This is a genomic window from Brevibacterium sp. JSBI002 (assembly GCF_026013965.1).
In the GTDB taxonomy this organism is placed as follows: domain Bacteria; phylum Actinomycetota; class Actinomycetes; order Actinomycetales; family Brevibacteriaceae; genus Brevibacterium.
Map to the genome: position 1 here is coordinate 1810716 of NZ_CP110341.1, position 19758 is coordinate 1830473.

18 protein-coding genes and 2 pseudogenes are annotated in these 19758 nt (G+C 64.1%); 4 read left to right on the forward strand and 16 right to left on the reverse strand.

Going from position 1 to position 19758, the window contains the following annotated elements:
* Positions 1–14 precede the first annotated feature (14 nt).
* Complete coding sequence (locus tag LJ362_RS08315; RefSeq protein ID WP_264801701.1) at positions 15–869, forward strand: 3-hydroxybutyryl-CoA dehydrogenase; 855 nt, start codon at positions 15–17, stop codon at positions 867–869.
* A gap of 85 nt (positions 870–954) precedes the next feature.
* Here the strand turns inward: LJ362_RS08315 and LJ362_RS08320 are convergent, their stop codons facing one another.
* Positions 955–2214 (reverse strand): aminotransferase class I/II-fold pyridoxal phosphate-dependent enzyme, encoded by a 1260-nt coding sequence (locus LJ362_RS08320; protein WP_264801702.1) that lies wholly within the window; start codon positions 2212–2214, stop codon positions 955–957.
* A 129-nt stretch (positions 2215–2343) separates the two neighbouring features.
* Between LJ362_RS08320 and LJ362_RS08325 the strand changes: the two genes are divergently transcribed.
* Complete coding sequence (locus LJ362_RS08325) at positions 2344–3078, forward strand: class I SAM-dependent methyltransferase (protein WP_264801703.1); 735 nt, start codon at positions 2344–2346, stop codon at positions 3076–3078.
* Positions 3079–3190: 112 nt separating this feature from the next.
* Here the strand turns inward: LJ362_RS08325 and LJ362_RS08330 are convergent, their stop codons facing one another.
* Positions 3191–3661: an Hsp20/alpha crystallin family protein gene (locus LJ362_RS08330; protein WP_264801704.1), complete on the reverse strand. Its 471-nt coding sequence runs from the start codon at positions 3659–3661 to the stop codon at positions 3191–3193.
* Between the two features lie 82 nt (positions 3662–3743).
* Here LJ362_RS08330 and LJ362_RS08335 point away from each other — a divergent pair, with 82 nt between their 5' ends.
* Entirely contained in the window at positions 3744–4676 is a 933-nt protein-coding gene (locus LJ362_RS08335; RefSeq protein WP_264801705.1) for an AEC family transporter, read from the forward strand.
* A gap of 137 nt (positions 4677–4813) precedes the next feature.
* On the opposite strand, the gene LJ362_RS08340 is transcribed toward LJ362_RS08335, so the two are convergent.
* The 5 genes from LJ362_RS08340 to LJ362_RS08360 all read right to left on the reverse strand — a co-directional run bounded on the left by LJ362_RS08340 (position 4814) and on the right by LJ362_RS08360 (position 9748).
* On the reverse strand, positions 4814–5329 hold the full coding sequence (locus tag LJ362_RS08340; protein ID WP_264801706.1) for a ferritin: 516 nt from the start codon (positions 5327–5329) through the stop codon (positions 4814–4816).
* Between the two features lie 159 nt (positions 5330–5488).
* Positions 5489–6922 carry an amidase family protein gene (locus LJ362_RS08345; protein ID WP_264801707.1) on the reverse strand — a complete coding sequence of 478 codons (1434 nt, stop codon included), beginning with the start codon at positions 6920–6922 and terminating at the stop codon, positions 5489–5491.
* A complete protein-coding gene (locus LJ362_RS08350) occupies positions 6919–8160 on the reverse strand; it encodes an amidohydrolase (protein ID WP_264801709.1) in 1242 nt (413 codons plus the stop codon). The genes LJ362_RS08345 and LJ362_RS08350 overlap by 4 nt, the downstream gene beginning before the upstream one ends.
* A 94-nt stretch (positions 8161–8254) precedes the next feature.
* Positions 8255–8992 (reverse strand): hypothetical protein, encoded by a 738-nt coding sequence (locus LJ362_RS08355; RefSeq protein WP_264801711.1) that lies wholly within the window; start codon positions 8990–8992, stop codon positions 8255–8257.
* 9 nt (positions 8993–9001) lie between these two features.
* Entirely contained in the window at positions 9002–9748 is a 747-nt protein-coding gene (locus LJ362_RS08360; RefSeq protein ID WP_139467210.1) for a DUF5058 family protein, read from the reverse strand.
* 248 nt (positions 9749–9996) lie between these two features.
* Between LJ362_RS08360 and LJ362_RS08365 the strand changes: the two genes are divergently transcribed.
* Positions 9997–10557, forward strand: coding sequence for a maleylpyruvate isomerase N-terminal domain-containing protein (locus LJ362_RS08365; protein ID WP_264801713.1), 561 nt, complete (start codon positions 9997–9999; stop codon positions 10555–10557).
* A 37-nt stretch (positions 10558–10594) separates the two neighbouring features.
* Here LJ362_RS08365 and LJ362_RS08370 read toward each other — a convergent pair.
* From LJ362_RS08370 to LJ362_RS08410, 9 genes and pseudogenes are all read right to left on the reverse strand, one after another.
* Positions 10595–11112, reverse strand: a pseudogene (locus tag LJ362_RS08370) (hotdog fold domain-containing protein).
* A 48-nt stretch (positions 11113–11160) separates the two neighbouring features.
* Positions 11161–11565 (reverse strand): DUF1801 domain-containing protein, encoded by a 405-nt coding sequence (locus LJ362_RS08375; protein WP_264801714.1) that lies wholly within the window; start codon positions 11563–11565, stop codon positions 11161–11163.
* Between the two features lie 372 nt (positions 11566–11937).
* Positions 11938–12402 carry a transglycosylase family protein gene (locus LJ362_RS08380; protein WP_320109165.1) on the reverse strand — a complete coding sequence of 155 codons (465 nt, stop codon included), beginning with the start codon at positions 12400–12402 and terminating at the stop codon, positions 11938–11940.
* Positions 12403–12572: 170 nt separating this feature from the next.
* Positions 12573–14953, reverse strand: a pseudogene (locus LJ362_RS08385) (ATP-binding cassette domain-containing protein).
* Complete coding sequence (locus LJ362_RS08390; RefSeq protein ID WP_410710001.1) at positions 14950–15360, reverse strand: VOC family protein; 411 nt, start codon at positions 15358–15360, stop codon at positions 14950–14952. Before LJ362_RS08390 ends, LJ362_RS08385 begins: the two are co-directional and overlap by 4 nt.
* 19 nt (positions 15361–15379) lie before the next feature.
* A complete protein-coding gene (locus LJ362_RS08395; protein WP_264801717.1) occupies positions 15380–15787 on the reverse strand; it encodes a helix-turn-helix transcriptional regulator in 408 nt (135 codons plus the stop codon).
* The gene (locus LJ362_RS08400) at positions 15784–17307 is read right to left on the reverse strand and encodes an APC family permease (RefSeq protein WP_264801718.1); all 1524 of its coding nucleotides are present in this window, start codon (positions 17305–17307) and stop codon (positions 15784–15786) included. Before LJ362_RS08400 ends, LJ362_RS08395 begins: the two co-directional genes overlap by 4 nt.
* A gap of 1 nt (position 17308) precedes the next feature.
* Complete coding sequence (locus tag LJ362_RS08405) at positions 17309–18667, reverse strand: flavin monoamine oxidase family protein (protein ID WP_264801719.1); 1359 nt, start codon at positions 18665–18667, stop codon at positions 17309–17311.
* Positions 18668–18770: 103 nt separating this feature from the next.
* Positions 18771–19757, reverse strand: a complete 987-nt coding sequence (locus LJ362_RS08410; RefSeq protein ID WP_264801720.1) for an SDR family oxidoreductase — start codon at positions 19755–19757, stop codon at positions 18771–18773.
* Position 19758 lies beyond the last annotated feature (1 nt).

The window sequence follows — 19758 nt, forward strand, 5'->3', positions numbered from 1 at the left end:
AGAAGGAGAAGTTTATGAGCATCCAGCGCACCGCCGTCATCGGCAGCGGACTCATGGGAGCCGGAATCGCCGAAGTGCTGGCGAAGTCCGGTCTCGACGTCATCGTCCGCGAGATCAACGAGGAGGCCTCGGCCGCAGGTCGTGCCCGCATCGAGAAATCCCTGGCTCGCGCAGTGGACAAGGGCAAACTCGATGCCGCTGCCCGTGACGAGGCGCTCGGCCGACTGCGGTTCACCACCGATATCAGCGATCTCGCCGATCGTCAGCTCGTCATCGAGGCGGCCAGTGAGAACGAAGACATCAAGAAGTCGATCTTCGCTGAGCTCGACCAGGTCGTCACCGACCCGGAAGCGATCCTGGCCTCGAACACCTCGTCGATGCCGATCATCCGATTCGCGCAGGCGACCTCGCGCCCCGAACGCGTGCTGGGAGTGCATTTCTTCAACCCTGCACCGGTCCAGCCGCTCGTCGAGATCGTCTCCTCGGTGCTCACCGCCGAGGATGTCCGCAGCACCGTGACGTCCTTCGTCGCCGATGTGCTCGGGAAGAACCCGATCCAAGCCGATGACCGTCCCGGTTTCATCGTCAATGCCCTGCTCATCCCGTACCTGCTCAGCGCGGTCCGGATGCTCGAGGCCGGACACGCGACGAAGGAGGACATCGACGCGGGAATGGTCGGCGGCTGCGCCCACCCGATGGGGCCGATCAAGCTGGCCGACCTCGTCGGTCTCGACACCTGCCTCTATGCCGCAGAGAGCATGTATGAGGAGACCGGTGATCCTGCGAACAAGCCTCCGATCCTGCTGTCGCGCATGGTCGATGCCGGCCTGCTCGGTGTGAAATCCGGACGCGGATTCTACGAATACTGATCCGACGTCCCAGGTACAGACAGGTCCGCCCCGAACCCTTCGGTTCGGGGCGGACCTGTCTCAGTCTGCAGGCCGCGTTCGAGTGTCAGCCGGCGAGCAGCTTCTCATAGCTGGCCAGGCGCACACACGCCACGAGGCCCTGAGCGGCGAGTTCGACCTCATCGAGGGTCGGCATCGTCGGCGCGATGCGGATTATGTTGTTGTTGGGGTCGACGCCGTACGGGTGCGTGGCACCGGCAGGAGTCAGCTTCACTCCAGCTTCCCCAGCGAGTTTGACGACGCGATCGGCGATGCCCTCCATCGTCGTCAGAGTGATGAAGTACCCGCCGTCCGGTGAGGTCCACTGCGCCAGCTCTTCCGCTCCGAGTCCGTCCTCGAGCGCCTTGAGCACCGCATCGAACTTCGGTGCGACGATCTCGGCATGCTTGCGCATATGTGCTTCGACCCCGGCCGTGTCGGAGAAGAACCGGACATGGCGCAGCTGGTTGATCTTGTCGGGACCGATCGCGACCTTCCCGAGGTTCGCTCGCATCCAATCGACTGTGGCAGGGCCTCCGGCGAAGAACGACACCCCGGCCCCGGCATGAGTGATCTTCGACGTCGAGGCGAAGACCCATGCACGTTCGGGATGACCCGCCTCTGCGCAGAGCGAGAGGATGTCGAGATTGTCCGGATGGTCCTCTCGCAGATGGTGCACCCCGTAGGCGTTGTCCCACAGCAGAGTGAAGTCGGGCGCCGCCGTCGGCATGGCAGCCAGCTCCCGTGCCCGCGCTTCGGTGACCGTGATTCCGGTCGGGTTGGAATACATCGGCACCAGCCACATGCCCTTGACCGCAGGGTCTTCGGCCAGACGCTGCGCCTCGGAGATCACCGGGCCCTCGTCGTCCATCGGAATGGTCAACAGCTCGAACCCGAGGGATTCGGCCAGGGTGAAATGGCGGTCGTAACCGGGCACGGGGCACAGCAGCTTGTGCGGACCCTGCCCCCACGGGCGATCATCGACGGCCGTGCCGTGCATGTGGGCGAAGGTCAGCGCCTGGGTCATGAATGTCAGCGAGGCATTGCCGCCGGCCAACAGCTGGTCGGCCGGAACCTTGAGCAGCGGAGCGAAGATCTCCCGCAGTTCGATGAGTCCGTCGAGTCCGCCGTAGTTGCGGGTGTCGACGCCACCGGGAGTGCGATAGTCGTCGCCGCTGACCGCAGTGAGCAGATCGGCAGCGAGGTCGAGCTGTTCCGGGGCGGGCTTGCCCCGTGTGATGTCGAGCGAGAGACCGCGCGAGGCGAATTCCTCGTACGCGGCGGAGACTTCGTCCAGTTTGGACGAGAGGTCGGACGGTGCGGACATGCTGGCTCCTTAGGGCTGGGAACGGGCCGTTGACTCCATCCTATCGACTCGGCGAATGCCAGCGACGCTAGAGTGGTCTGCAGCGGTCGCCCGGACGACCGCCGGCAATTCGATGAAAGGCAGACTCAGATGGTGCGACCACGTGCGCAGGCCGCCCACGGCCGCAGTTTCGGCACCCAGGCCGGAGTCTATGACGAGGTGCGGCCCGGATATCCCGACTCAGCCCTCGACCTCGCGCTGACCGGTTGGGAGCCGCGATGGTCTGGTCTGCGCGTGTGCGACCTCGGTGCGGGAACGGGGATCCTCAGCGGCCGGCTGCTCACACGCGGTGCCGATCTCATCGCCGTCGATCCCGACACGGCCGCGCTCGAACGCAATCCAGCCCCCACCATGGTCGGCACCGCTGAGGACACCGGCCTGGAATCAGGGAATCTCGACCTCGTCACTGTCGCGCAGGCCTGGCATTGGTTCGACGAAGCGAGAGCAGCCGCCGAAGTCGCGCGCATCCTCCGCCCGGGAGGCCGGCTGCTCATCCTCATCAACCAACTCGATGTCCGGGTCGACTGGGTGCTGCGCCTGAGCCGGATCATGCACGCCGGCGACGTCTATCGACCGCAGTACCGACCCCAGCCCGGCAACGGTCTGGTTCTCACCGACCACAGGCTCGTCGAGTTCACCACGGAGCTCACCGTCGATGGAATCGTCGACCTCGCGCGCACCCGGTCGTATTGGCTGCGTTCGAACGAGAAGACTCGAGCCCGAGTCGAAGCGAACCTGCGCGGGTACTTCAGTGTCGAGCATCCGGTGTCCGGCACGGTGGATCTGCCGTATATGTGCCTGGCGTATCTCCTCGAACGGGGCTGAACGCACGAAGCGGGCCGCACCCGATGAAGGTGCAGCCCGCTGCCGGCAACCGGGAAACGCCTCGGCGTCCGAACCTCGGTCACCGTGATTCCGTTGGAATCCGGCGCCGGTGTCAGCCGTCGAGGCCGGGGGAGCGGGGTTCGTCGGACGAGGACGATTCAACCACCTCGGGGGAGGTCTGTCCGGCTGCATGGGAGACGGAGATCTTCCGGGGGCGGGCCTCCTCGGCGACGGGGATCGTCAGCGTGAGGACACCGTCGCTGTAGTCGGCGCGGATGCGATCCAGCGCCACCCGATTGCCGAGCGTGAGCTGGCGGGCGTAGGTGCCATTGGTGCGTTCCCGGGTCAGCCACTTCACGTCCTTGTCGGCGACCTCGGACTCGCGGCGAGCGCGCACCGTGAGCGTGCGGTCTTCGACATCGACATCAATGCTGCTCGGATCGACTCCGGGCATATCGATGCGGGCGATGAAGACTTCGCCGTCACGGTAGAGGTCCATCGGCAGGGTGGTGGCGTTCGGGGTGCGGGTCACCTCGGAGAAGAATCGGTCGAGGTCGCGGATGGGGTCGAAACGTGTAGCCATGTGCTTCCTTTCGTTCGGGTCCTACATTGAGTCAAACACACTCAACTTTGAAATGATTCCGAACTCATGAAATTCTCAGTCTGTGAGCTTGGTTCCCATTCTCCTCGCACTGCTTCCCGTCACGGCGCTCATCGCCTTCGGTCTCGCACTGAAGAGACTGCCGGGATTTCGGAGTCCGGAATTCTGGTCGGGCGCGGAGAAGCTCGCGTACTACTGCCTCCTTCCGGTGCTCCTCTTCACCTCCGTCGCCGAGGTGGACGTAGCCCATGTCCCGCTCGCGCGCTTGGCAGCCGCGCTCGTCATTCCCACCGTGATCGTGTCCCTGGGCATCGTCGTCGCCCGCCGGGTCATCGCCCGCGATCTTCCGGCCTTCACCTCCGTGCTCCAAGGCGGGATCCGCTTCAACACCTATATCGGCCTGTCGTTGGCGGGCAGCCTGTTCGGTTCCGAAGGCAGCGCCGTGGCCGCGATCGTCGCGGCGGTCCTCGTCCCCACGGTGAACGTCATCTCGAGCCTCGGCTTCGAGCTCCTGCGCACCGGACCGAGCTCGCTGCTCGCGCTGCTGCGGGCGATCGCGACGAATCCTCTCGTGCTCGGCTGCGTCGCCGGAGCTGCGGCCAATCTCAGCGGTCTGGGTCTGCCGGACGTGGCGGCCACCGTCCTCGAACCCTTGGCGGCCGCCTCGCTGCCCATCGGGCTCCTCTGCGTCGGCGCCGGTCTGCAGGCATTCTCGATGCGTGACCACGCCCGGGCCATCATCGCCTCGACGTTCATCAAGCTGATCGTGCTGCCGGGGCTGTCCCTCGTCGCACTGTCACTCTTCGCCGTCCCGACGGTGCCGGCGCTGGTCGGGCTGCTCTTCCAGTCGATCGCCACGGCGAGCTCCGGTTATGTCATGGCGCGGCAGCTCGGGGGCGATGCGAAGCTCATGGCCGCACTCATCGCCGGACAGACCGGCGTCATGCTCGTGACTCTGCCGATCGTGCTGCTCATCGGCAAGTCGGTCCTCGGCTGAGGACGCACCGGTCTCCCCGCAAGCTCGGGCCTGCATACGACAGCGGCCGACCCCCATGCTGGGATCGGCCGCTTGAGTACTCGATTCGAGTTCACACTTGACTCATAGAGCTCGCCCTGAGTGCTGAGCCGAAGTGGTCACTCGCTGTCGGCAGTGATATCCGGGTGGCGTGAGCCGAGTTCGGAATCGATGCGCAGGACGCCGGCACCGTCGTTGCCGACGCGCTCGAGGCGACCGATGATCTCGGAGATGCTCGACTCCTCCTCGACCTGCTCGTCGATGAACCAGTGGAGCAGCGGCAGGACGTCGAGGTCGGCCTCGTCCTGAGCGGTGCGGTAGATGTTGCGGATGGATTCCGAGACCTTCTCCTCGTGGGCCAGTGCGGCCTTGAAGAAGTCGAGCGGCTGCGAACCGGAGACCTTCGGAGCGGCGATGTCGCCGATCTGAGGGGCGAATCCGCGGTCGAGGCAGTGCTGAGTGAACTTGGCGGCGTGAACCTGCTCTTCTTCGGACTGGGCGCGCATCCAGCGCGTCATTCCGGGCAGATCGAGATCATCGAGCTGGATGGAGAGCTGGAGGTAGACCAACGAGGCTTCGACTTCGAGGGTGACCTGCTCGTTGAGGACCTTCTGCATGGCGGGGCTCAGGTGCATCTTTTACTCCTTTGCAGTTCGAGGCGGATCCGTTCCGCCTGCTTAGAGAATATCCTGACACCTTTTCTAGAACCGTTCCAGTGTGGAAAGGCTCGGCAAACTCTGCCCAGGTATGCCATACCTGCCTCGACCGAAGCCGCGTCCTGCGAAGACTGCCCCTCAGAGGTCCGGACGTCTGGAGTGATGTCCGGTGGCTGCCTCGAAGGCGTGAGCGACTCGCAGCAGCTCGACATCAGCGCCGGGTTTCGCCACGATCTGCACACCCACCGGCAGACCGGAGGCCGAGAAGCCGGCAGGCACCGAGATGGCGGGGCAGCCGGTCGCCGAGATCAGGCACAGTGCTCGCATCCAATCGAGGTAGTTCTCCAGCTGCACACCGTTGATCTGTTTCGGATACTCGATGTCCGCGTCGAACGGCAGGACCTGGCACGTGGTGAGCACGAGGACGTCGTGTCCGGCGAAGTAGCTGTCGATCTCCGCATGCAGACGGGTGCGCGCTGATTCGGCCGAAGCCACCTCGGCGCCGGTGAGGTCGAGCCCCATGCGGATGTTCCACCCGACCGATTCCTTGATTCTGTCCGGGTGCGCCTCATACAGGCCGCCCCAGGAGCCCACGAAGTCGAGGGCGCGGCGGACGTTGAACACCTCGTCGGCGTCCGTGAGATCCGGGATCTCTTCGTCCACATGTGCACCGAGGCTGCTGAATACCGGTGCGGCGGACGCGACGATCTCCTTCACCTCGGTTTCGACCGGAAGCAGTCCGTCCAGGTCGGGGTTGAAGCCGACCCGGAGTCCGGTGAGGTCGGGGGAGCGGTCGGAGCCGTGTGCGAACTCCGGGAGGTCGAACACGCCGCCCGACTCGAGGATCGATCCCGGCGCCGAAGGATGCGGCCCTGAGGCCACCGACATGAGCAGCGCCACATCGGAGACCGTGCGTGCCATGAATCCGCTCTGGGACAGCCACGCAAAGGGGTTGCCCGGTCGAACGTGGGGGATACGGCCGTTGCTCGGCCGCAGACCGACGACGTTGTTGAACGATGCCGGCGACCGCAGTGATCCGCCCATATCGGAGCCGTCACCTGAGGCCTGGATCCCGGCTGCGAGCACCGCACCTACGCCACCGGAGGATCCCGATGCCGATTTCGTCCGGTCGTAGGGGTTCACGGTTGTGCCGAAGACCTCATTGAAGGTGTGGGATCCGGCGGCGAACTCGGGCACGTTCGTCTTGCCTGTCGTCGTGATTCCGGCGGCTTTGAGACGGGCGACGATGAGCGCATCCGATTCGGGCACGCGATCGGCCATGAGCGGTGAACCCCAGGTCGTGCGCAGACCTGCCGTGTCGTGGGTGTCCTTATGCGTCATCGGCACTCCGTGCAGGGCACCGAAGCTCTCACCGCGGGCGGTTGCTGCGTCTGCGGCATCAGCTCGGGCGAAGGCGGTTTCGTCGTCTCGGGTGACGACGGCGTTGAGGGCAGGGTTGACCTCATCGATGCGGTCGAGATGGGCCTGCAGAGCCTCCCGAGCAGAGACTTCTTTGGCGGCGATTCGGCCGGCCAGCTCACGGGTCGACCACCACAGCATCTCCTCGCTCATGCGCGGTCCTTTCCGACCTTGCTCAGCACCGCGGACAGCGCGGCTCTGATGCCGGTCTCGAGAGTGGTCTCGACATCGTCGGGAGCGAAGAACGGGGAGTGATTCCCGGGCGGGGTCTGACCATCGGCGAACTTCTCGGGGGAGTATCCGCCGAAGAACCAGTACACGTATGGGACGCCGATGTCATCGCCGAACGCTCCGACATCCTCGCTGCCGGTGGCGGGCTCGGACAGGTGGACCTGTTCGGCGCCGAGTTCGGCTCCGGCATGGGTGAGGAACGACTCGGTCTCCTCGGGGTCGTTGAAGCAGCGCGGGAACCGATACATCTCTTCGATCTCGGGCTCCGGAGCTCCGGAAGCAAGAGCCTCGGCTTCGATGATGCGCCTGACCCGGTCGAGGACGACCGCGCGGACCTGCTCGGTGAAGGTGCGGATATTGAGTTTGAATTCGGCGGAGTCGGGGATGATGTTCTCTTTGAGTCCGCCGTGGAAGGTGCCGACGGTGACGACCGACATGTCGCGGCCGGAGATCTCGCGTGACACGACCGACTGAAGGCGGGTGATCATATAGGCGCCGAGGACGATCGGGTCGATCGCGTTCTCCGGCTGGGATCCGTGTGCCTGCTTGCCCTTGACGGTCACGCGCAGGCAGTCGGACATCGCCATGGCGGTGCCGCTGCTGACGTAGAGGTGACCGGCGGCACCGGGCCACACGTGCTGACCGAAGATGACCTCGGGGCGCACGATCTCATCCCAGAGCCCGTCATCGAGCATGGCGCGCGCACCTTGGCCGGTCTCCTCACCGGGCTGGAAGAGCATAACGACTGTTCCCGACCACAGGTCCCTGTGTGCGACGAGGTGCTTGGCGAGGTAGAGGCCGACTGTGATGTGAGTGTCGTGGCCGCAGCCGTGCATGACCTTCGTCGTCTCGCCGTCGGGAAGAGTGCCGTCCGCCGTGGAGGCATAGTCGAGTCCGGTGTCCTCGCTGATCGGCAGTCCGTCGATGTCGGCACGGTAGCCGATGACCGGACCGTCGCCGTTCTCGATCACGGCGACGACTCCGGTTCCGCCGAAGGTGTGGGTCTCCAGTCCGAGGGCTTGGAGTCGGGAAGCGATCTGTGCGGCGGTGTTCGTCTCCTGCATGGACAGCTCGGGAGTGCGGTGGAAGTGCTTATAGTCGGCGATCGTCTGGTCGAGATCGGCACTGATCGACGCGCGGAGGGCGGAGTTGAGTGACATGATGTCCTTTCAGCAGAGGTCTGGTGCCATCTTGGCAGGAATTGTCGGATGCGTGGGTCGGTCTCGGCAGACGAGCACCGAACGTTGTCAGCCCTCAGTTGATGCCGACGGTGTCGGTGCCGTCGCTGTCGGGTCTTTTGTCCGTGACCGCCTTGTTGCGGGTGAACCATGTGATGAGGATGGTCAGGAACACGACGATGGCGACGTCGCCGGGCGCGAGCACGGGAACCAGTCTGACGAGGACGAGGATGACCAGCGCCGCCGTGCCGAGGGCGATGAGCGTCGATTTCAGCTGCTTGAGAGAAGCGATGAGCTGGACGGTGACACCGCCGAGGATCGCCGGGAGGATGTAGAGCTTCGCGACGAGGGTCACCGGCTCGGGAATGAGGGAGACGAGCCAGGTGCCGAGGATGCCGACGAAGATGACCATCGAGGCGACGTGGATGATCGCGGCCCCGCAGATGGCCATTGTGGCCGCATATTCGCCCTTGCGGGTGCCCGGCTTCGCCCCGATCGTGTCCTGGGCGACGATCGCCGAGGGAAGCAGTTTGTTCGAGACGTTGCCGATCATGAAGGCCTGGTACATCCCGGCGGGTCCGAGGATCGGGAAATAGGTGAGAGGTTCGACGATGTAGAAGACTCCGTAGACGGCGAACACGGCGAGGAATCCCTTGAGGATCTCTCCGAGATCGATGTTCGCATCGGCGACGAACAGAAGATAGAACGGCACCGAGGTGGCGATGAGGAATCCGATGAACAGCGTGATCGAGCCCCACCGGCTGGTGGTGCGCTCGAATGCCGCGTGCGAGGGTGATGTGATGATCGATGACATGGTCTCTCCTCAGGCTTCGGGCATGCCGAGACCGGCATAGTGGGCGAAGTAGGCGGCGACGAGGCCGATGAGCAGGGAGATTCCCAATCCCCATTCCTTCAGCCAGTTCTGTTTGAGCGTCTTGGCGAGCAGCAGGCAGATGCTCATCACCACTGCCGAGACGATGACGGCGATGACATGGGTCGGTGACTTCGGCAGCTCACGGAAGGTCAGCGCCGCGAAGGCCGCGAGCAGTGCCGCACCCGGGATGATCGACATGAGTGCGGGATTGACCTTCTCGAGCTTGTGAGAGCTGCGTTTGAAGATCGGGGTGAGGATGAGGGTGGAGATCATCCAGCCGGCGCCCGAGAGGCTCATCGCCATGAGGGCGACGATGAACACGCCCCGAGTGAAGGTCTCATCACCGAGGTTGGCACCCATGGTGCCTGCCGCCAGGGACGCAGATGCGACCTCGGTGGCGGCGGACCCGATGAGTCCGACGCGGACGATGACCGGGGGAGTGCCGAACAGAGGCAGCAGAGCGATGGCGACGAGGACCACCGACAGCGATGGCCCGATGGCGGCGACACCGCCGGCGCGGAAGGCCGAACGGACTTCCTGTTGGCTCATACCCGCGGACTCGGCGTTCTTCTTCACCGCGGTCATGTAGATGAGCGATTGAACGACGACGACACCCATCACCGCCATCGCGAGTATCCAGAGAATCGGTGCGTTTGCGAGGCCGATGTAGTCGGCCGAACCGCTGGCCACGGTCATGGTCAGCTCCTCACTTCATTGTCGAGTTGCAGGGGCGCAGGACGGCGATCCACATTGGTATACCATCACGCAGCGCGCAGCGCGCAGGAACAACCTATACTGACCGAACGGTCAGGACTATGATTCGACCAGAAGTTCTCAACAATCGAGATTCATCGGAGCGATCTCTGATGCCCTTCCCGCCTTGCGGAACGACACCACCCGAGATCGTCGGTACGGTCCCAGGCATCCGGACTTAGGCTGAGGGCATGGATGAAGTCACGACCACTCAGCTCGATCAGGCAGAAGCATGTTGGGTCACAGCCCTCCGTCGAGTCCGCACCTCCGATCTGAACCGGACGAGCGGGGCGGCGGAATGGTCGAATGCGGAGCTCATCAATCACCTGATCGGCGGGGGAGTCCGCTACACGAAGCTGCTGCAGCAGGCGAGCACGGAGGAAGTCGAAGCCACCAGGGGAGCCGATCACCTCGGAGAGGACATGCTCGATTCCTTCTGGACTCACGAGAGGTCGTTCAGAGCGCTGGTGTACGAATGCGACCTCCACGCGCCCGTGGCTCACCGGATCGGCAGCATCCCGGGAGCGCAGCTGGTGCAGATGCGCATTCTCGAGCTCGCACTCCATGCCGCTGATCTCTCACGCGGCACCGGGCATGACTGGCCGATCGATGAGAGCCTTGCCGAGTTCATCTCAACCGAGCTCGGCGATCTCATCATCGACTTAGGGCCTGAGGGCGGGTACAGGCCGCCACGCCCGATCGGTGGGGCAGTCACGCACGCTCAGCGCGTGCTGCTGCTGTCGGACCGGTAAAGGTTTCCAGGCGGTGACCTGGTGGATCCGCGGTGCTTCAGCGCTTCTTCGGTGAGATGTACATGGTGATGCGTGCGGTGACGAAGGCGATGCCGTTCGCGTCGAGGACATCCACAGGGACGATCAGGTCGAACTTCTCCTCGCCGAATTCGGGGATCTCTTCAAGCCGGGTGACTGCCATGACCGCCCCTTTGCTGGCCTTGGCGTTGTATTCCACGGTCATTCCCGCTGGGATCCAGCGGTGAGTGGGCGGCACGGTCGCTTCCGTCATTACACCGGCGGCGACTTCGGCCATATTGCACGACGCGATGCGTGATAGGTGCCGATATGGTTGTGCATTCCACGGCGGTTGGGCGCAGCGACGCGGCACAGCCCGGGTCGCAGCTCTTTGATCTGCGGGCGCACAGTACGGAAATAGGGTGCTTTGAAGCAGATGCCCTGAGAGAACAGCCATGAACCGACGAGGCCGCCCAGAGGCATCTCCTGCATCTTCTTCCAGAGCTTGAAGGTGGGTGCAGATTCGGCGGTCTGCACGGCTGTGGTGTCTGCGGTCATGGAGGCGCCCCTTACTGTGATCTGAGTTACTGTTCAGTACACATGCTATCAGTCGGACCATTCGGCGAGCGTGTGGTCACGAGTGCGCTTGAGGAGTTCACGCAGCACCGATTCGTCGGCATCATTCAAGCGCGTGAGATACAGGCACGACGTGCCGCTGCGGTACTTGCCGAGCCTGGAGGCAAGGTCGGGCCAACGGTCCTCATAGTCGCTCGTGAGATAGATCGTATGCTGACGCGAGGCAGGGGAGTACGCGAGAACCGGCATGGTGCCGCCATGTCCTGATTCGTAGCGATACTCGACCTCGCCGAATCCGATGATGCGTGAGGCCCAGACAACGGGCTCTTCGCCGGAGATCTCTGCGAGGATCTCGCGCAGGCGATCAGCCTCGGCGCGCCTGGGACCGCCTGCACGGTCGAGCACGTCATCGACGGGTTCGCCTGTCGGTCGCATTGCTGGTTGCTTCGTCGCCATTTCGCCTCCCAGTCAGAACTCAGCAGAAGACCTGGACCATCAGATTGCAGAACACATCTGCGGCCATCGATCGTCAGCATCAACTCTATAGGCGAGACCACGGGGAAGCGGCTCGGCTCTCAATCTTTACTTAACATAATGTATATTATCGGCGTTGTACCCATAGTCGGAGAGGAGTCTTGGATCCCTCGAAAGACACCCTCGCAGCGAAAACCCAATACACGGCAACTAGCGTCACCGACAGGAATGGCCGTGAGCAACGCGTAGGTCGCTCACGGCCGTTCCAGGATCACGAACACAGCGCACGTGCTCATGCCTGCAGATCGTTGATCGTCAGTTCATCGTGTGGTCTCAGTTGCCGACGGTGACGTTGCCGCCGAGGCCGACCTTGCCGCTGTCGTCCGAGCCGCCGTCGTCTTTCTTGCCGTCGTCGGATCCGCCGCCGTCGTCGGCCGCGCCGTTCTCCTTCGTCAGTCCGGCCTTCTCACCGCAGACCGGCCAGGCGCCCGGGCCCTGTTCCTTGAGCGTCTTCTGGGCGATGTCGATCTGCTCTGCCTTGCTGGCCTCGTGCGGCATTCCCTCACCGCCGAAGGCCTTCCACGTCTGTTCGGAGAACTGCAGTCCGCCGTAGTATCCGTTGCCGGTGTTGATGTGCCAGTCTCCGCCGGATTCACATTCGGCGACCTTGTCCCAGACGCCCTTCTCAGATGCCTGTGCCGGCTGCCCTGCGCTCATTCCGGTCAGTCCGGCGGCTGCAACAGCGCCGGCGCCGACGAGCAGGGCGACCTTGCGGAGGCTTGTGCTGTAGAGGTTCACTGTGTCTTCTCCAAAGTACGACTGCATTTCGGTTCTGTAACCCGGTCGTTACCGAGCCGTTATACACCGTAACGAATCAACTGCCGCATTTGAACCCGAGGCCGTGAATTCAGCATCCGAATCGCCTCCGCGGAACCTGAGTGGGGCCTGAAGAAGAGCGGCTCCCCCGGTCAGGAAGTCACGTACTGTGCCAGATGCTCCGCGGTCAGCGATCCATTCGCCTTCGCGCCGGCGACCAGCTCAGTCGGGCTGCCTTCGAAGACGATCGACCCTCCGTCATGTCGGCGCCGGGACCCAGGTCGATGATGTGATCGGCGTGAGCCATCACGGCCTGATGGTGTTCGATGACGATGACGGTCCGCCCGGAATCGACGAGCCCATCGAGGAGTTGCAGCAGATTCTCGACATCGGCCAAGTGCAGCCCGGTCGTCGGTTCGTCAAGGATGATCACCTGCGCGGCATCCGCGGCCTTCGCCGACAGATGGACCGCCAACTTCAGTCTCTGCCGCTCGCCCCCTGACAGAGTCGTCAGCGGCTGACCGAGGCTGACATAGCCGAGTCCCACCTCGGCGAGGATCTTCAGAATCTTCACGACCGCGGGGATACGCGACTCCCCCGCACCGAAATGCTCGATCGCCGCGTCAACGGGCAGGTCGAGGACTTCACGGATATTCAGTCCGCCCAAGGCGAACTCGAGCACCTCGGCTTGGAAACCCTTGCCCTCGCACTCGTCGCAGGGTGCGGACACGCCGCCCATGAGCGCCATATCCGAATAGATGATTCCGGCCCCGTTGCACACGGGACAGGCACCTTCGGAGTTCGCGCTGAAGAGGGCGGGCTTGACCCCATTGGCCCTCGCGAATGCCTTCCGAATGGGCTCGAGCATCCCCGTATACGTGGCTGGGTTGCTGCGTCGGGACCCCTTGATCGGCGCCTGATCGATCATCACGACCCCATCACGCCCACGCAGGGATCCCTCGATGAGGCTGCTCTTACCGGACCCTGCGACGCCGGTGACGACGGTGAGCACGCCGAGGGGCACGTCGACATCGACATCTCGCAGATTGTGCGACCCGGCGTCGCGGATCTCGAGAGCTCCCGCCGGCTCCCGCACCGTTTCCTTGAGCGACGCCGTGTATCCGAGGTGTCGACCGGTGAGCGTATCGGATGCCCGGAGACCGTCGACGGTGCCGGTGAAGGTGACCTCTCCCCCGTTGCTTCCGGCTCCGGGTCCGAGATCAACGATGTGGTCGGCGATGAGGATCGTCTCGGGTTTGTGTTCGACGACGAGCACCGTGTTGCCTTTGTCCCGCAGCGCCAGCAGGAGTTCGTTCATCGATCGGATGTCATGCGGGTGCAGGCCGATCGTCGGTTCGTCGAAGACGTAGGTGACGTCCGTGAGCGAGGATCCGAGGTGGCGGACCAGTTTGATCCGCTGCGCCTCTCCCCCGGACAGCGATCCAGCCGATCTGTCCAAGGACAGATATCCGAGTCCGATGTCGTCGAAGGCGCGCACATCCGCGCGCAGGGAATCGAGCAGCGCCGAGGCGGCTCCCGGCTCGATCTGGTCCAACCAACCCGTGATGTCCGAGATCTGCAGAGCGCAGACATCGGCGATCGACTTCCCGGCGATCAGCGAGGACCGGGCGGCGGCGTTGAGCCGTGTCCCTGCGCATTCGGGGCAAGTGGTGAAGACGACGGCACGGTCGACGAATTCGCGGATGTGCTTCTGCATCGAATCCCGGTCCTTGGACAGGAACGAGCGTTGGATCCGTGGGATCAGCCCGTCGAACGTGATGTTCGTGCCGTTGATCCTGACCTTCTCGCCTTCGGCATAGAGCAGGTAGTGCCGCTCGTTCTCGTCGAAGTCGCCGACCGGCTTGTCGGGGTCGAAATACCCGGATTCGGAGAACATGCGCACCGACCAGCCGCCGGGTTTGTACCCGGGGACGGTGATGGCTCCGTCATTGAGGGATTTCGACTCATCGACCACCTCGGCGATGGAGATGTCCGTGGCTGTGCCCATGCCCTCGCAGTGCGGACACATGCCGCCGTTGACGGAGAACGACTTCCGTTCGACCTGTTTGCCCTCGCCCTTGTCGATGGTCACCGCGCCCTTGCCGCTCAGGGTGGCGACGTTGAAGGAATACGCGTTCGTCGATCCGAGGTTCGGTTCTGCCAGGCGCGCGTAGAGGGTGCGCAGCTTCGCATTGATGTCAGAGACCGTGCCCACCGTGGAGCGCGGGTTCGCCCCGATCCGCTCCTGGTCGACGAGGATGGCCGTCGTCAGTCCCTCGAGGACGTCGACTTCGGGTCGGGCCATCGCCGGCATGAAGCCTTGGACGAAGGCGGAGTAGGTCTCGTTGATCATCCGCTGGGACTCGGCGGCGATGGTGTGGAAGACCAGTGAGCTCTTCCCGGAGCCGGAGACGCCGGTGAAGACCGTGAGACGGCGTTTGGGGATCTCGACGCTGACGTTCTTGAGGTTGTTCTCCCGGCCTCCGCTGACGCGGATGAGGTCGTGGCTGTCTGCAGTGTGCACTGGTGTCAGCCTCTCTGCTGGATGCGGATCATGTTCCCGGCGGGGTCCCGCAGAGCGCAGTCTCGCAGACCATAGGGCTGGTCCATCGGCTCCTGCACGATGTCGGCGCCCTTGGCCTCCACCTCGGCGAAGGCCTCATCGACGTTCGGTGTCGCGAGCACGATCGCGGCATAGCTGCCCTTGGCGATGAGACCTTCGATGGTCTCCCGTTCGGTGTCGCTGATCGTCGGGTCGGTCACGGGCGGGGTGAGCACGATCGAGGTGTCGGGTTGGCCGACCGGTCCCACCGTCAGCCAGCGCATGCGTCCGGCACCGACGTCGAGACGCAGCTCGAAGCCGAGGATGTCACGGTAGAAGGTCAGGGATTCTTCTGCATCGGTGTGGGGCAAAAAGCTGGCGTTGATCGAGATGTCCATGTCAGCAATCGTAGACTGCTCAGCGCGGTGGGACTTCTCGATTCCTGACCGGTCGCAGCGCATTCTTCACCACGATCGTCGGCAGCCGGTGCTCGCCTGCGGCGACTCCGTCGCGGTAGCGGGTCGGTGAGAGTCCGACGAGTTCGCTGAAACGGGTGCTGAAGGTGCCCAAGGACGAGAAGCCGACGGTGAAGCAGATCTCGGTGATCGTGAGATCACCGCGGCGGATGAGGGCCATTGCCCGTTCGATCCTGCGCGTCATGAGATACGAATACGGCGATTCTCCGAAGGCCGATCTGAACTGACGGCTGAGGTGACCGGCGGACATGTGCACGCCTGTGGCCAGGGCCTCCACGTTCAAGGGCTGGTCGAACTCGCGGTCGATGCGGTCTCGGACTCGGCGCAGCGCCACCAGCTGTTCGTTCACCCCTCGTCGACTCCCTGTTTCAGGGTGCGTCCGCGGAAGAAGTCGGGATGGCGGACGGATTGGATGATCATGATGACCGCGCCCAGGGCCAGCACCCCGATGCCGAGGACGAAGACGAGTCCGACGCCGAAGACCGAGGATCCGGATCCGTAGTCGGGGTCGAGCGAGTCGATTGCGGTGGTGACGAAGATGACCAGCAGGGTCAGGCCCCCGATGAGCGGGAACAGGAACCGGTAGAAGAACGTGCGGGTCGAGGCGAAGAGGCTGCGTCGGAAATACCAGATGCAGGCCAGGCCCGTGATGCCGTAGTAGAAGCAGACCATGAGGCCCAGCGCAGTGATCGTGTCCCACAGGGCGTTCTCCGAGAGCAGGCGCATGACGACGTAGAAGATGATCGCAGCGCCCGCCGAGGTGACGGTGGCGACCGACGGGGACTTGTAGCGGGGAGAGACCCTGCCGTACTTCTCAGGCAGCGCCCCGTAGTGGCCCATCGCCAGGATCGTCCGCGAGGGTGAGACCATCGTCGCCTGCAGCGATGACAGGGAAGATGAGAGCACCGCAATGGATACGAGCACTGCGAAGGGCCCCATGACCGGGCCGGCGAGTGAGGCGAAGATGGATTCCTGGTTATCGGGGTTGCCCGCACCCAGGCCTTCGGTGCCGACTCCGGCGAAGGAGATGACGGCGATCGTGCAGGCGATGTAGATGATGACGATCGCAATGATCGTGAGCATGGCCGCGCGCCCCGGAGTCTTCTCCGGATCCTTCGCCTCCTCGTTCATCGTGATCACCGTGTCCCAGCCCCAGAACAGGAAGATCGACAGCGATACGGCCGCCGCGACGGTGGAGAAGTCGCCGGCGGACAGCGGATTGAACCAATCAAGCGAGACCGGGGTCGGATCATAGGAGGTGCCGTTGGACGCCTGCACAATCGCGGCGACGACGAACCAGCCCAGGGCCAGCACCTGGAAGGCGACGAGCCACACCTGCAGCTTCTCGGTGGCTTCGACCCCCCGATAGGACACCCAGGCCGCAGCAGCGGTGAGGAAGATCGTCACGGGGATGTTGATCCACAGCACCCGTGTGAGTTCGGCGGTGGACGGATCGGAGAACACCTGGGACAGCAGGAGGAAGAGGAAGTCGACGGCCACGGCCGCGAGGTTGGACAGCACGAGGACGGTGGCGGCGACGAGCCCCCATCCGCCCATCCAGCCCAGCCATGGCCCGAACGCTCTGGTCGCCCATGTGAAGGTCGTACCCGAATCCGGCATCGCGGTATTCAGTTCGCGGTAGCCGAAGACGACGAGGAGCATCGGCACGAACCCGATGAGCAGCACGGCCGGGGTGTGCACCCCGACCTCGGAGATCGTCGGGCCCAGTCCCGAGGTCAGCGTATAGGCCGGAGCGATGCAGGAGATGCCGATGACGGCTCCCCCGATGGCTCCGATCTTGCCGGCGGAGAGTCCTTTCGAGCTCAGTCCGCTCGTGTTCGTCGACGGTGACGGCTGTGTGCTGCTCATCTCAGGACTTCTCGCCGAGGATCCTCTCGGCGGTGGCGGTGCCGATGCGCACCGCTCCGTCGACGTGCTGGTAGCCTTCGGCTGCGATATCGGAGCTGGCGAAGTGGATGGGACCGACCGGGTCGTTCTGGAACGGTCCCCACCGGTGCAGACCGCCCAGGTCGTAGCTCGTCGCATAGGCTCCGCGGGTCCATTCCTCCGCGCCGAAGTCGGAGAGGTAGAACACCCGGGGGTCGAGTGCCTTCGGGCCGAGGAACTCGGCGAGGGCTTCGAGGATCTTCGTCCGGCGGGACTCTTCGTCCAGGGCCCACATGGCATCGGCGTTGACATCGGAGATGAAGCCGACGAGAGTACCTTGCTCTTCACCGTGGTTCGTGTTGTCGTATACCTCTTGGACGAGACGGGAAGCGCCGAAACCGGTTCCGCACAGTCCGTCTTCGCGCCAGAACGGGGTGTCGTAGGTGGCGTGGACCTTGATGACGAGCCCCATCGACTGGTGCTGGTGGAAGATCTGCTGAAGCCTCGGCAGAGGTGGGTCATAGCTGATGCGCGAGTAGAGGTTCGGCGGAACGGCGACGATCGCCTGGCCTGCGCTGACTGTCAGCTCGTCGGTGGAAACGCTGACGCCGGTCTCCGACCATTCGATCCGACGGACCGGCTGCTGCAGACGGACGATGTCCTCACCGAGTTCCTCGGCCATCTGCACCGAAACCGACTGCATTCCGCCGACGACACGTCGGTCGAGGATGAAGTGATCGTCGACGAGATTCGTGAACGATCCCGCCGAGGCGGCCATGAGAATCGCTTGGAGTGCTGAGAAGGTGGTGGCGGGCTTGGTCAGCATGCCGCCAGCGACGAACAGCCCGATGTTCTCGCATGCGAGTTCGTCGTCGGACTGTTGGCGCAGCCAGTGGTGAAAGGAGATCGAGTCGAGTTCGGCAGCGTCTTCGGCATCCCAGGGTGCATTCGGACCGATCCTGGCGGCGAGTTCGTCGAGGATGCCGATGAGACGTTCCATCTCGGACTGGGTCGACTCCCCCACCGGGAACATCTCTCCCGAGTAGACGGTGCGTTTTCCGTCGGGAGCGATGTAGACGCTGTCTCCGTCGCGGTACCGCGGGTAGGTCTCTTTGCCGAGTTCGTCGACGAGCGCGAGCAGCGCGGTCTGGTCCGGGGAGATCCACTGGCCGCCGAGTTCGAACATCTGCCCGTCGATATGTTCGGTCCAGGTGCGGCCGCCCACGCGGTCACGGGCCTCGAGCACGATCACGCTGCGTCCGGCCTTCCGCAGCCGACGGGCGGCGCTCAGGCCCGATGGGCCTGCTCCGATGATGACGACGTCACGGGTTTCTGCGGACACGGCGAACTCCTCCTGAAGCGATTGGGTGGCTTCAGACTAACGAGGTCCCGGACCCGTGCCAAGACGGATTCGGCAAGTGCGGAATCCGCACTCGCCCGTGCGGTCAGCGGAACTCGCAGGGATCCGCCGCAGGGTCGTTCTCGAGGGTGGTGATGAAGCTCCACGAATCGGGTCGCGAACCGTCGAGGTCATTGAATCCGTAGTGGACAGCCAATCCGTGGGTGTCCTGCGTCGTCGAGTTGAAGCTGTGCCGGTCGGGATCGGCGGCCAGTGCGACAACGGAACGACCGAGCAGATGAGGCGTCTCGGAGATCGCAAAATCGCGTGGCGGTTCGGTGCGGGTTTCGTCGAGCGAGTCGCGCATCCAGTCATCCTCTGTGGTGCCGAAGTGATCGAGCATCATCTCCGATCGCAGCCAACCGGGGGTGATGGCGACCGCTGTCGCTTCCACCTTGGCGAGTTCGTGGCCGAGCCCGAAGGCCAGTCGGCTCACAGCCGTCTTCGTGAGGTCGAGGAAGATATTCTCCCGGTAGTGGCTCGCGTTGAACTCTGCGGTGCCGTCGGTGATCTCGATATGGAGACCGCCCGGGTTCCGTGTGAGCAGGGGCAGGGCGGCATGTGCGGTGTGCAGTTGAGCGAGCAGTCCCGCCCGGAACAAGCGCATCTCGGTATCGAGTTCGGTCTCCCAGAACGGTGTGCCCCACTCGACGTAGGCTTCTCCCCCGATGTCGTTGACGAGGATGTCGAGACGACCGTGGTCGGCTTCGATCTGGCGAATCACTTGTGAGATCCGGGCCGGATCGAGGTGATCGCAGACGTGGGCTTCGGCCTGGCCGCCTTCGTCGGTGATGAGGGCGGCGGTGTCTTCGATCGTCTCTGTGCGTGCGTAGTCGGAGGGACGCCCGTGGGTCGATCGGCCGGTGCTGTGGACGAAGGCGCCGGCGCGTGCGAGATCCCGGGCGATGGCGCGGCCGGCTCCTCGGGTGGCTCCGGCGACGAGGGCGACCTTGCCGCTCAGTGCACGTTGGGAGAACGGAGCGAAGTCGGCGGGGTCGGCGGCGTGAGCTGATTCCGGTGTCGGTGTGATCATG

Bases quoted from the DNA above. Each gene is read 5' to 3' on its own strand.
- LJ362_RS08360 (WP_139467210.1), bottom strand. From the start codon at position 9,748: ATGACCGTGGCCAGCGGTTCGGCCGACTACATCGGCCTCGCAAACGCA.
- LJ362_RS08320 (WP_264801702.1), bottom strand. From the start codon at position 2,214: ATGTCCGCACCGTCCGACCTCTCGTCCAAACTGGACGAAGTCTCCGCC.
- LJ362_RS08365 (WP_264801713.1), top strand. From the start codon at position 9,997: ATGGATGAAGTCACGACCACTCAGCTCGATCAGGCAGAAGCATGTTGG.
- LJ362_RS08375 (WP_264801714.1), bottom strand. From the start codon at position 11,565: ATGCGACCGACAGGCGAACCCGTCGATGACGTGCTCGACCGTGCAGGC.
- LJ362_RS08330 (WP_264801704.1), bottom strand. From the start codon at position 3,661: ATGGCTACACGTTTCGACCCCATCCGCGACCTCGACCGATTCTTCTCC.
- LJ362_RS08355 (WP_264801711.1), bottom strand. From the start codon at position 8,992: ATGTCATCGATCATCACATCACCCTCGCACGCGGCATTCGAGCGCACC.
- LJ362_RS08390 (WP_410710001.1), bottom strand. From the start codon at position 15,360: ATGGACATCTCGATCAACGCCAGCTTTTTGCCCCACACCGATGCAGAA.
- LJ362_RS08345 (WP_264801707.1), bottom strand. From the start codon at position 6,922: ATGAGCGAGGAGATGCTGTGGTGGTCGACCCGTGAGCTGGCCGGCCGA.
- LJ362_RS08400 (WP_264801718.1), bottom strand. From the start codon at position 17,307: ATGAGCAGCACACAGCCGTCACCGTCGACGAACACGAGCGGACTGAGC.
- LJ362_RS08340 (WP_264801706.1), bottom strand. From the start codon at position 5,329: ATGCACCTGAGCCCCGCCATGCAGAAGGTCCTCAACGAGCAGGTCACC.
- LJ362_RS08410 (WP_264801720.1), bottom strand. From the start codon at position 19,757: ATGATCACACCGACACCGGAATCAGCTCACGCCGCCGACCCCGCCGAC.
- LJ362_RS08325 (WP_264801703.1), top strand. From the start codon at position 2,344: ATGGTGCGACCACGTGCGCAGGCCGCCCACGGCCGCAGTTTCGGCACC.
- LJ362_RS08315 (WP_264801701.1), top strand. From the start codon at position 15: ATGAGCATCCAGCGCACCGCCGTCATCGGCAGCGGACTCATGGGAGCC.
- LJ362_RS08350 (WP_264801709.1), bottom strand. From the start codon at position 8,160: ATGTCACTCAACTCCGCCCTCCGCGCGTCGATCAGTGCCGATCTCGAC.